This is a genomic window from Streptomyces sp. LaBMicrA B280 (assembly GCF_049222185.1).
Classification (GTDB): Bacteria; Actinomycetota; Actinomycetes; order Streptomycetales; family Streptomycetaceae; genus Streptomyces; species Streptomyces murinus.
The window spans coordinates 14,930-26,613 of the sequence record NZ_JBMJCT010000036.1 but is presented as its reverse complement, the minus strand read 5'-3'; the positions used below and the strand labels follow the sequence as shown (position 1 = coordinate 26,613).

Below are 11,684 nucleotides of genomic sequence, written 5' to 3'. Positions count from 1 at the left end.
CCGCGCCATGCCGTCGACAGAATCGGACCGGCCTTTCGGGGTCGGTCCGTCTGCTCTGTCAGGGACTCTCCATGGGGGACAGAGGCATGATCCGCATCAAGGCACGGGCACCCACCGCGCGAGGCGCCGTGCTCCCCACGCTCTGGGGCGCGCTCGCGGTCGCCTACAAGTTCGGCTGCCCGCTCGCCACCCAGGAGCGGCTCGGCGCCCGTATCGCCGCCAGCGTCGTGTTCTTCGGCGTGGGCATCGGGCTGCTGGTCCATGTACGGCGCGCTCTGCTGCGGGAGTTGCGGCTCGCCCGGCGGGTGGCGCGGGTCGCGCAGGGCGTCGTGCTGCGGCCGCCGCCCCCGCGGCTCGACGGACTCGGTGTCGCCGCGGCCCAGTTGTCCGCCGACCGGGGCGCGAGCGTCGGCGGCGATCTGTACGAGGCCGTCGCCACCGAGCACGGGGTGCGGGTGGTGATGGGGGACGTACGCGGACACGGTCTGGACGCCCTCGGCACCGTCGCCGCCGTCCTCGGCAGCTTCCGGGAGGCCGCCCACGACGAGGCCCGGCTCGACGGCGTACTGCGCAGACTGGAGCGGGCGCTGGCCCGGCACCTGCGGGAACGGGCCCGCGCCGAGCACCCCTCGACCGGTGGCACCGCCGGCCTCGACCACCCCGTCGCCGAGGAGTTCGTCACCGTCCTGCTCCTGGAGATCGGCCGGGACGGCGCGCTCGGCGTCCTCAACTGCGGGCATCCTTGGCCCTATCGGCTCACCGGCACCGCCGTCGAGCCCCTGACCCGCGCCGAACCACTGCCCCCGCTGGGCCCGTTCCCGCTCCCGGCGGACCTCGCCCCGCACCGCTGCGCGCCGTTGCGGCCCGCCGAGTCGCTGGTCCTGTTCACCGACGGCGCCGAGGACGCCCGGGACGCCCGGGGCCGGTTCTTCGCCCTGCCGGACGCGCTGCGCGCCGCCGTACGGGACCAACCGGCCTCGCCCCAGCGGGTGTTGCGGGCCCTGTTCACCGCGCTGCTGCGGCACACCGGGGGCACCCCCACCGACGACGTGGCCCTGCTGGTGCTGCGCAACGAGCGGGCACCGGCGCCGAGGGCGCGGGAGCCGGCCCGGCCGGCCACCACCACGCACGGCTGAGGGTTCCCGCCAGGCCACCGCTGTAGGAGGGGGAGCCGGTGACCTGGCGGGCCTCTCGAGGAGGACCCTCAGTGAACCGTCCCGGCCACGCTCCGCGACAGCGCGCGCACGCCCCGGATGCGGGCGTTCGGTTCACACCCCGTGTGAAGGCAGAGCCACTACGCTGACGGCATCAGGCACTCGGGGGTCATCCCATGCAGCCCAACACGCTCCTTGACGCCATCCTGGACGAGGCGGGGATCTCGCACGCCGGTCTCGCCGCCCATGTGAACCAGGCGGGGCGCCGTCGGGGCCTCGCGCTCCGCTACGAACACACCGCCGTGGCCCGGTGGTTGAAGGGCCAGCGGCCGCGCGGCCAGGTGCCCGACCTGATCTGCGAGGTACTGGCCGCCCGGCTGCACCGCCCCGTCACCCTGGACGACATCGGACTCGGCGTGCCCGGCCGGCCCGGCACCACCTCCGCCGGCACCCTGTCCGGCTTCGTGGAGCGGGCCACCGCCCTGTGGCGCTCCGACGAACAGCAGCGCCCCCATGTGCTGGGCGCCCCCGCCGTCACCGGCACGCCCGCCGTGATGCCTGTATGGGAGTGGGAGAACCCGCCGGAGGACACCGATGTCTCCCGGGGCGGCAGACACCGGGTCACGGCGGCCGACATCGAGACGCTGCGCGCGGCCCGCGCCCACTACGAGCAGATGTACCGCAAGGCCGGTGGCATCGCGACCCGGGCCCGGATCGTCGGCTTCCTCAACGCCGAGGCGGCACCCCTGCTGCGCGGCAGCTACACCGATGCCACCGGCCGCCAACTGCACCGCGCCACCGGTGGGTTGGTCGCCGTCGCCGGGATCTGCGCGTACGACTCCGACGCGCACGGACTCGCCCAGCGCTACTTCCACCAGGCGCTGCGCCTGGCGAAAGCCAGCGGGGACCGGGGACTTGGCGCCTACGTCATAGCGCTGCTGGTCAACCAGTCCCTGTTCATGCGGGAGTTCCGGCAGGCGGTGGCCTTCGCGGAGGCCGCGCTGCGCACCGCGGGACGGCACATCACCCCCGCGCTCGCCTCCGACCTGTACGCGATGCAGGCGAAGGCGTACGCGCATCTGGGCGACGCGGGCAGCGCGCTCGCCCGCATCCGGCGGGCGGAGAGCGCCGCCGAACGCATCCGGCGCGGCCATGAACCCGACGAGACCGGCTATGTGCAGCCGGGCCTGGTCAATGTGCAGGTCGCCGAGGCACTGCTCAGCCTGGGTGAACTCGCCACCGCCCGGGAGCACGCGGCGGCCGCCGTGGACAACCCCGCGCACGACCGGGGCCGGGTGCACCGGCTGGCCATGCTCAGCACCATCGAACTGCGCCAGGGCAACGCGGAGAAGGCCGTGGTCACCGCCGTGCGGATGGCCGAGCAGGCGCGCGGCATGGAGTCCCAGCGGCTGCGCGACCGGCTGCGCGCGGTGCGCGAACATCTGGCGCGCTGCGGCGCGCCCGGTACCACCGAGGCCGCCGAACTCATCGACGGAGCGCTGCGCGTGCCCCTGTAGACGCCCTGTGGGCGCACGGCCGCTGCTGCGATATTGCCACCTACCCCTCGAAAGGTGGCAGAACCGTGCAGTGGACGAAACAGAACGAACAACCCGTGTATGAAAACCGCTGGTTCAGCGTCAATCTCGCCGATGTCGAGCTGCCCGACGGCCGGCATCTGGACCACTTCCTCATCCGGATGCGCCCGGTGGCCGTCGCCACGGTCGTCAACGAGGCCAACGAGGTCCTGCTGCTGTGGCGGCACCGCTTCATCACCGACAGCTGGGGCTGGGAACTGCCCGCGGGTGTCGTCGAGGACGGCGAGGACATCGCGAGCGCGGCCGCCAGGGAACTGGAGGAGGAGACCGGCTGGCGGCCGGGGCCCCTGCACCACCTGATGACGGTGGAGCCGTCCAACGGCCTCACCGACGCCCGGCACCACATCTACTGGTCCGACCGGGGCGAGTACCTCGGGCACCCCGTGGACGACTTCGAGTCGGACCGCCGGGAGTGGGTGCCCCTCAAGCTCGTCCCCGACCTGATCGCCCGTGGGGAGGTCCCGGCCGCCAACATGGCGGCCGCGTTACTGCTGCTGCATCACCTCAGGCTCGCCGAGGGCTGACGCGCCGAGGGCCGTCCGGCCGAGGGCTAATGGGCGCGCAGGGCCGACCAGACGGTCACCACGAGCGCGCCGAGCGCGGTCAGCGCGGCGAGCGAGGGCAGCGGCCAGCGCGTGTGTTCCAGCGAGACCATGCGGGAGTTCAGCTCGTCCAGCTCCTTGGCGGTCTCCTCGGTGCGGTGACCGAGCAGTGCGAGTCCGCCCTCGACCCGGGCGTAGGCCACGTCCAGTCGGCGCCGTAACTCTGCGAGTTCTCCATGGACCACGGGATGCTCCGGATCGCCGGTCAAGGGTCCACTCCTTTCCGTAGTCGAACGGGGGGTTCCGCACCCCCTTGCATACGCATGAAGAGTGAACTCGCCTGGTGGTCGCATGGGGAGCGTGTGCGATGGGCGTCTGCGGGCCCGGCGCGCACACGGTGTGTGAAAGGAAAGTGCCCGGCACCGAATCCGGCGCCGGGCACGCCTTTTTGGTAGCTGAGCGTGATCAGCCGTGGGTGAGGCGAAGGCGTGCATTTCCGATGCCACGCGCTTTGTCGTCGTTCTCCGGGAAGTTGCCGGAACCCGTACGCGACCTGGGCATACGAACCATGCCAACTGGTATCGATCCGCGGTGAGTTCACTCTCGGGAAAGATATTTTCAGGACTGATGTGTGCGGGTAGATTGGTGAGCGGTGTGATCCAGAGCGGGCGAGGGCACTGCGCGCAGGCCGAACTGCTCGGTCGTACGGGGGAATCGTTGACAAAAATGTTCGTTCCGCCTCATTCAGGCTGTTCTTTTTCAGGGCGGACGCAGCGATGGACCAGACAGGAATCGAGGCCATGTGATGACGCTCACCTCTGCCCCTCCCGACATATACCCATGGACCGGACGGACGCTTCTGGAGGTGTTTTCCGAGGCCGTTCGTGATGCTCCGCACCGAGTTGCCGTGGAATGCGGCGGCACCCGTATGACCCTCGGGGAACTCGATCGCCGCAGCGCGCGGATCGCCGACGAACTCTCCGCGGCCGGTATCGGTCGCAGCGACGTGGTCGCCGTCGTCGTGGACCGCGATGCGCACCTGCCGGCCGCGCTGCTCGCGGTCATGCGCAGCGGCGCCGCCTTCGTACCGGTCGATCCCGACCACCCGGCCCAGCGCCGCGCGTACGTGCATCAGGACGCGGGCGCGCGAGCGACGCTGACCCTGGGCCGGCTGTCCGGCAAGGTGGACGACACGGGCCCGGTCATCCTCGTGGACGAGCCCGGCGCCGAGACCCGGGAGGCGCGGCGGCTTCCCCCTGTCGGCCCCGCCGACCTCGCGTACATCATGTACACCTCGGGCTCCACGGGGCGCCCCAAGGGCGTGGAGATCGACCACCAGTCCTTGCTCAAGGCCCTCCTGGCGACGGCCTCGGTGCTGGAGCTGGGGGACAGCGAGGTCTGGCTGTCGGTCACCTCGCCGTCCTTCGACATCAGCCTGATGGAACTCCTCCTTCCGCTGCTGACCGGGGGACGACTCGTCATCGCGGACAATGACCAGGTCGTCGCGGGCGACGCGTTGCACGCCCTGCTGACCGAGTGCCGCGCCACGGCCATGCAGGCCACCCCGCTTACCTGGCGGATGCTCCTGGAGGCCGGCTGGAACGGGCCGCTGCGCCTCGCGGTGTGCGCCGGCGAAACGATGCACCCGGACCTCGCGAGGTCTCTGGACGAGCGCTGCGGCGACGTGTGGAACGCCTACGGGCCGACCGAGACCACCATCTACGCCACCGTCCATCGGATCGGTCCGCAGGACATCGCGACCGTCCCCGTGGGCCGCCCGTTGCCCGACACCGAGGTCCGCGTCCTCGACGAGGAACTGACGGCCCTGCCGCCGGACGTGGTGGGAGAGGTCTGGATCGGCGGCACCGGGGTCGCTCTCGGCTACCACGGGCGGGAAGACCTGACCGCGGAACGCTTCCGTACGCTGCCCGGTGAACCGCTCGCCGGACGGTTCTACCGAACCGGCGACCTGGGCCGCCGACGCGCGGACGGGACGTTCGAACTGCTCGGCAGGGCAGACGACCAGGTCAAGATCAGAGGGCATCGCATCGAGCCCGGCGAGGTCGAGAACCGGCTCCTTGAGCACAAGGCCGTGGAGAACGCGGTGGTGGTGCCGCACACCCTCCCCGGTGGCGCCGGTGTCCAGCTGGTCGCCTACGTCAGAGCCGCAGGAGACGGCGGGCTCACCACGGGGGAGCTGCTCGGGTTTCTCGGCGACCGGGTACCGAAGTACATGGTGCCGTCCACCGTCGTCCAGGTCACCGAGTGGCCGCGTACCGGCAGCGGCAAGATCGATCGCAACCGGTTGCCGGACCCCGGCGGCGTGGCGGACCGGACCCGGTCCGGTGCCGCTCCGCGGACCCCGACGGAGTCCGCTCTGGCCCGGCTGTGGGAAGAGGTGCTCGACGACGGGCCGGTCTCCCGCGAGGACAACTTCTTCACCCTGGGCGGGCATTCGCTGCTCTCGATGCGACTGATCTCCCGCATCCGCCGGGAGCTGGGCGTGGCGGCGACCGTACAGGACCTCATCAAGGACCCCGTCCTCGCGGACCTGGCCGAGCGTGTCGACCGGACGCCACCGGTATCGGTCACGGCACCGGCACCGGCCGGGAGACCGCATCCGTTCATGCCGGTGTCGCCGGAACAGCACCTCCGCCTGGCCAAGGAGCAGTGGCGGCGCGAACGCGGCCTCGGGCGTGGCACGCACAACGTCCGTATCGCGGCCACCGTCGACGGCCCCTTGCACCTGGACGAGCTGGAGCTGGCCCTGACCGACGTGGTGAGCCGGCACGAGGCTCTGCGGGCCCGGTTCCTCCGGGACGCATCCGGAGTCGTACGACAGGAGATCGCGCCGGTCCGGCCGGTGCGCGTCCGGCGCGAAACCGCGCCCCAGGGGCAGGACATGGCCCTTCTCCCGGCCATCGGCCAGGCGGCCAACGAACCCTTCGATCTCGGTTCCGGCCTGCTGCTGCGGGCGGTGCACTGGGCCCGCGACGACAAGACGGGCGTGCTGCTGCTCGTATGCGACCACTCCGTCTTCGACGGGGTCTCCACGGCCATATTCCTCGACGACCTGCGGCGTGCCTACGCCGCGCGGCTCGCGGACTCGGCGGTGCCCTGGGACGGCCCGGATCCGGCCTACCGGACCTTCCTCCTGGAAGAGGCGGCGTGGCTGGCGTCGCCGGAAGCCGACGAGGCCCTTGAGGCGTGGCGCAGGGAGCTGACGGGTGACGCGCCGTACTGCCTGCTCAAGGGGTTGTCACGGCCCGCGGGGAGAGCCGGGTCGGAGCCCTTGGCCGGGTCGCGGACCGTACGTCTGCCCCGTACCGTCACGGACCCGCTGACGGCCGCGGCCGCCGGACACGGCGCGTCCCTCGCGCATGCCCTGCTGGCACTGGTTGCCATAGCCCTGTACGGAATGACGGGCCAGGAGCGCATCGGGGCGATCGTCCCCATGGCCAACCGTGAAACCGCCGAGTCGGATCGTCTCGTCGCCTACGCCGCACACGGACTGCCGGTGCTTCAGGACGTGGCCCGCGAAAGGCCCTTCACGCACCAGGTCGAGGAGGCGGCGGGGCAGACGATGGAGGTCCTGGCCCGCCAGCGTCTGGCGCTGGCGGAGATCGTGCGCAGACTGGACCCCGAGGCGTTCGGCCTGCCGGTCGCGCAGCCGTACACGATGGTCAACTTCATCTCGGCGGACCTGCTGAACGCCTCGCTCGCGCCCGTACTCGACCAGGTACGCGTGTCCCCCCTGGCGGTGGGGGCCCTCGAGCCGGCGGCTCCGCTCATCGTGACGTTCGAGGAGACCCCGGAGCAGCTCACCGTGAGCATCGTCCACGACCGGAGATTCATCGAGGACGCGGACGCCGGGCGCCTGGCCGATCTCCTGACCGGGCTGGCCGACGCGGCGGCGGCGGGGCCCGAGGCGACCGTCGCCGAACTCCTCGCGGCTCAGGACACCGACACATGACCGCGACGGAGGCCCCGAGCGCGGACGGGCCGTCGCACATACTCCCCCGGGGGCAGGGAGTCGTGTGGTTCGGTGCCTCGGGGTTCGTCAACGCGTTCGGTACCGGGTTCTTCTACCCGTTCGCGCTGCTGTTCTTCACCGAGCTGTCGGGTCTGCCGCTGAGCACGGTGGGGGTGGTGCTCACGATCGCCGCGCTCGCCGTGCTGCCGGGGCTGCCCACCGTCGGCCGGCTCATCGACCGGTTCGGTCCGCGCCGGGTACTCATCGTGTCGGCTCTGCTGCGCGCCGGCTGCTTCGTGGGCTTCGTCGCGACGCGTGGCATCGTGCCGCTGGCCCTGTTCAATATCGTGTTCGCCCTGGGCAACCGCGCCGAACAGGCCGCGATCCCCTCGCTCGCGGTGGAGTTGGCCGGGGAGGGGCAGAGCGCTCGCTGGCTCGCCCTGTCCCGGGTGGTCTTCAACGCGGGTGTCGGATCGGGCGCTCTGGTCGCGGGATTGCTGGTCGTGGACTCGCGCTCGGGATTCACCGTGCTCGGCGTGGCCAACGCGGTCAGCTTCGTGCTGACCGCCGTGCTCTATGTGAAGCTCTCCGCCCGGGGGACCACCGCGCGAACCCGGGCCTCGGCAGCGGCGGGTGCCGTGCGCGGCAGCCCATGGCGCAACACCCCGTTCCTGCGTGTGGCGGGGGCCAACGCCGTCCTGTGGACGTCGACCCTCGTGGTGGAGACCGCGCTGCCGGTGTTCGTCCTCCATGAACTGGCCCTGCCCACATGGACGGTGGGCGTGCTCTTCGTCATCAACACCAGCCTGCTCACCCTGTTGCAACTGCCGGTGAGCCGGTTCCTGGAGCGATTCCGCCCCGGTCCCGTACTGGCCCTCGGCGGCTGCACCTTCGCGGTGCTGTACGTGACGGTGGCGGAGCTGGGATCCGCCTCCCGCTCCGTGCGGCTCGTGGCCCTGCTGGTGGCCATGGCCGTGTACACGCTGGGGGAGATGGCTGTCTCGCAGGCCGGTCTGGTGATGCTGACCAGCCTGCCCCCGCAGCCCGAGCTGGGCGGCTACATGGCCTTCAACCAGCTGTTCGTCGGAGTGGGCGCCGCGCTCGCCCCGTTACTGGCGGCCAGCCTGCTCGACAGCCGGCCGGCCCTGCTCTGGTGGACTCTCACCGTGCTGAGCGTCCTGGCCGGTCTGCTCATCCCCCGCCTCCCTCGGCACGCCACCCCGGAGCCGGGGGGCACTCCCTCCTCGTAGTCGTCCTGTGCGAAGCCCGGAACCACCGGGCGATCGCATCCGGCGTGAACCGACTGTTCCCCAGGCGAGCCGCGGCCTTCCACTCCTGCCGCCGGCTCGGGGACGCACGCCATCGAGTTCCGCAGCACCAGGAATAAGGGGTTGTCCCATGACAGGCAAGCCACGGCACATGCATCTCTTCCTCGTGTCCGGCAACGTCGGCCAGCACCATGGCGCATGGCGCGAACCGGACAGCGGCATCGAACTGGCCGACTCGGTCGACTTCCACGCCGAGGTGGCCCAGCGGGCCGAAGCCGCGAAGCTGGACGCCGTCTTCATCGCCGACCACCTCTCGATGCTGGGCCGGGAGGCGCATGCGCCTGCGCAGCACCTGGAACCAGTGACTCTGCTGTCCGCCCTGAGCATGCGTACGGATTCGATCGGCCTGGTGGGTTCGGCCAGTACGACGTTCAACGAGCCCTTCAACGTGGCGCGCCAGTTCGCCTCACTGGACCACCTCAGCCGGGGCCGGGCCGGCTGGAACATCGTGACCTCGGCGTTCGGCGAGGAGAACTTCGGCTCCGAACCCCTTCCGTCGCACGCGTCCCGCTACGAGCGCGCGGGGGAGTTCGTGGAGGTGACCAAGGCCCTGTGGCGCAGCTGGGACGCCGACGCCCTGGCGCTGGACCGGGTGTCGGGCGTGTACGCCAGGTCGGAGAAGGTCCATCCGATCAACTTCACGGGCAAGCACCTGACGGTCTCCGGGCCGCTGAACATGCCCCGGCCGCCGCAGGTGCACCCCGTGCTGGTGCAGGCAGGCACGTCTGCCGACGGCATGGCCTTCGCATCCCGGCACGCCGAAGTCGTCTTCTCGGCGCACCAGGGACTGGCCGCGGCGAAGCGCTACTACGACGAGATCAAGAACGGGGCGAGGCGTGCGGGCCGCGACCCGGACTCGATCAAGGTCCTGTTCGGTCTGAGCCCGATACTCGGCGACACCAGGAAGGATGCCGAGGAACGGCAGCGCGTCCTGTCCGGCCTCCTCAACGGCGACTACGTCAAACGGCTGGTGGGATTCCAGCTCGGCGGGATCGACCTGAGCCCCTACGACCTCGACGAGAAGCTGCCGTTGGACATCCTGCCGGACCCGGCGACCATCAACCGCAGGCAGGGGCGTTTCGATCTCTACCGTCGGCTGATGGAGGACGGTGAGACCCTGCGGCGGCTGACCGAGATCGAGGCCACGGCGGCGGGTCTCCAGGTGGCCGTCGGCGATGTGCACGACATAGCCGACGAGATGATCACCTACTTCGAGGCCGGGGCGGCCGACGGCTTCATGCTCATCCCGCCCTCCCAGCGGGTGGACGGACGGCGCCTGCTCGGCGAGGTCGTGCCGCTGCTCCAGGAGCGCGGTTACGCACGCACGACCTACCGGGGCACCACCCTGCGGGAGCACCTCGGCCTTGCCCGGCCCTGACCATCACGTCAAAGCCCCGCGCCGGCCCGATGGAGTTGACCATCCTCGGGCCGGCGCGGGGCTCTGGTGCGACCGTGTGAACGTGCGACCATGCGGCCACGATCCGCGGTTCGTCAGCGGACCGCTCGCCTCACTCGGGGTTCGACGCGTACGTGGTCACCTCGACCTCTTCCAGCGTCACCACTCCCGTCTTGAGCAGCTCCGACAACTGAGGAAGGAAACCGCGGACTCGGTCTTCCGTATCGATGACGACCACGAGAAGCGGCAGCGAGTCCGACAGCGAGAGCAGCCTGGACGTGTGCACGAGACCGTCTTCGCCGTAGCCTTCTATGCCGCGCATCACCATTGCTCTGGACATTCCGGCGGCCCGGGCTCTCCGCACGATCTCGTGGTACAGCGGTTTGCGGTTCCAGACCTCGTCATCGTTGGTGAAAACCGTCAGCTTGAGTCCGCGGCTGACAGCAGGCATGGCGCTCCCCCATTCTTTGCGCTATGGCGGTCAACGGTCCAGTTCGGCAGAGCAGGACATCAAGCGCTCTTTGCCGCTCCTTGACGGGCGGCGATCCCGTACACGTGGACATCTGCTGAAGTTGACGATCTCCGCCAAGCTATCAGCGACCGGTGATCATCGCAATGCCCTGGTGTGTGCCCCACGCGGCATGCATAGCAAGTAAGTTGATGTTCCGTCAGTTCGATCGTGCCGAGGTGCGCTTGCCGGCGTACATGTGATCCAGCCGATAGTTTGGCGGCGATGAAGCCCGTGAGTATGGCGATGCGGGAGTGTGCGGAGTCCGCCGGGATCCGTCGTGCGGAAACCGGATAGGGCCCGGTCGTAAATCGGATTGAGGCCGCTTGATCGCGCGGGATAGCGTTCTGGCTAACGGGGGAATTCGTCATGCCCCCGCAGATCTCATCCTCGAGTGAGAGAGGCAGCGATGGCCATGAATGAGCAGGCGCCCGGTATTCGCACGCTCGATCAGGACGCATTCGACCGGCACCTCAAGGAATTCTCCGAGAACGCTCCCGTCCTCGAGTACTCGCAGCAGTTCCGCCGTGAAGGTTATGTGAAGCTGCGCGGTCTGGTGCCGGAGGAGTTGTTCGCCGAGGTCACCGCCGAAGTCAACGGCCTGCTGGACGAGCACGCCAGGCGCATCGACATCGAACTCAAGGAGACCGGGAACTCGCCGCGCAAGATGCACACGGTCAGCGCGCCCGACATCTCCCGCGCCTCCCAGCTCATTCCCGCGATCTACGACTCCGCGAGCATCCGCGACGTGCTGGGCCAGATCGCCCAGGCGGACGTGCTGCCGTGCCCGTGGGAGGGCGAGAAGTACGTCGTCATCCGCCAGGACAAGCCCGGCGACACGCACGGGTGGCACTGGGGAGACTTCAGCTACACCCTGATCTGGATCATCGAGGCGCCGGGTCCCGAGGTCGGCGGGATGCTCCAGTGCGTGCCGCACACCAACTGGGACAAGCAGAACCCGCGGGTGCACGAGTACCTCCAGAGCAACCCGATCCGCACGTACGCCAACGCCACGGGCGACCTGTACTTCCTGCGTTCGGACACCACGCTCCACCGGACGATCCCGCTCAGCAAGCCGGCCACCCGGATCATCCTCAACACCTGCTGGGCCAGTGCCGCCGATGTCGCCCGGCCGACCACGCACGAAACCATGGACGCGATGTTCTCCTGACCGTCGCACAAAGGGGG

Annotated in this window: 9 protein-coding genes; 7 read left to right on the top strand and 2 right to left on the bottom strand. The window is 70.1% G+C overall.

What is annotated here, in order from left to right; all coding sequences use genetic code 11:
- Positions 1 to 86 precede the first annotated feature (86 nt).
- The 3 genes from ACLF5H_RS27335 (at position 87) to ACLF5H_RS27325 (ending at position 3,273) form a co-directional block, all read left to right on the top strand.
- Positions 87 to 1,136: a PP2C family protein-serine/threonine phosphatase gene (locus ACLF5H_RS27335; RefSeq protein ID WP_421678666.1), complete on the top strand. Its 1,050-nt coding sequence runs from the start codon at positions 87 to 89 to the stop codon at positions 1,134 to 1,136.
- 194 nt (positions 1,137 to 1,330) lie between these two features.
- Positions 1,331 to 2,671 carry a transcriptional regulator gene (locus ACLF5H_RS27330; RefSeq protein ID WP_421678665.1) on the top strand — a complete coding sequence of 447 codons (1,341 nt, stop codon included), beginning with the start codon at positions 1,331 to 1,333 and terminating at the stop codon, positions 2,669 to 2,671.
- 65 nt (positions 2,672 to 2,736) lie between these two features.
- Positions 2,737 to 3,273, top strand: a complete 537-nt coding sequence (locus tag ACLF5H_RS27325) for an NUDIX hydrolase (RefSeq protein ID WP_421678664.1) — start codon at positions 2,737 to 2,739, stop codon at positions 3,271 to 3,273.
- A 26-nt stretch (positions 3,274 to 3,299) separates the two neighbouring features.
- On the opposite strand, the gene ACLF5H_RS27320 is transcribed toward ACLF5H_RS27325, so the two are convergent.
- Positions 3,300 to 3,560, bottom strand: coding sequence for a hypothetical protein (locus ACLF5H_RS27320; RefSeq protein ID WP_037651194.1), 261 nt, complete (start codon positions 3,558 to 3,560; stop codon positions 3,300 to 3,302).
- Positions 3,561 to 4,096: 536 nt separating this feature from the next.
- On the opposite strand from ACLF5H_RS27320, the gene ACLF5H_RS27315 reads away from it, so the two are divergent.
- The 3 genes from ACLF5H_RS27315 (at position 4,097) to ACLF5H_RS27305 (ending at position 9,970) form a co-directional block, all read left to right on the top strand.
- Positions 4,097 to 7,264 (top strand): amino acid adenylation domain-containing protein, encoded by a 3,168-nt coding sequence (locus ACLF5H_RS27315; protein WP_421678663.1) that lies wholly within the window; start codon positions 4,097 to 4,099, stop codon positions 7,262 to 7,264.
- Positions 7,261 to 8,514, top strand: coding sequence for an MFS transporter (locus ACLF5H_RS27310; protein ID WP_421678662.1), 1,254 nt, complete (start codon positions 7,261 to 7,263; stop codon positions 8,512 to 8,514). Before ACLF5H_RS27315 ends, ACLF5H_RS27310 begins: the two co-directional genes overlap by 4 nt.
- A 148-nt stretch (positions 8,515 to 8,662) precedes the next feature.
- Positions 8,663 to 9,970 (top strand): NtaA/DmoA family FMN-dependent monooxygenase, encoded by a 1,308-nt coding sequence (locus tag ACLF5H_RS27305; RefSeq protein WP_421678661.1) that lies wholly within the window; start codon positions 8,663 to 8,665, stop codon positions 9,968 to 9,970.
- A gap of 130 nt (positions 9,971 to 10,100) precedes the next feature.
- On the opposite strand, the gene ACLF5H_RS27300 is transcribed toward ACLF5H_RS27305, so the two are convergent.
- Entirely contained in the window at positions 10,101 to 10,439 is a 339-nt protein-coding gene (locus tag ACLF5H_RS27300) for a DUF190 domain-containing protein (protein WP_421678660.1), read from the bottom strand.
- A gap of 472 nt (positions 10,440 to 10,911) precedes the next feature.
- Here ACLF5H_RS27300 and ACLF5H_RS27295 point away from each other — a divergent pair, with 472 nt between their 5' ends.
- The gene (locus ACLF5H_RS27295; RefSeq protein WP_421678678.1) at positions 10,912 to 11,667 is read left to right on the top strand and encodes a HalD/BesD family halogenase; all 756 of its coding nucleotides are present in this window, start codon (positions 10,912 to 10,914) and stop codon (positions 11,665 to 11,667) included.
- The last annotated feature ends 17 nt before the right edge of the window (positions 11,668 to 11,684 follow it).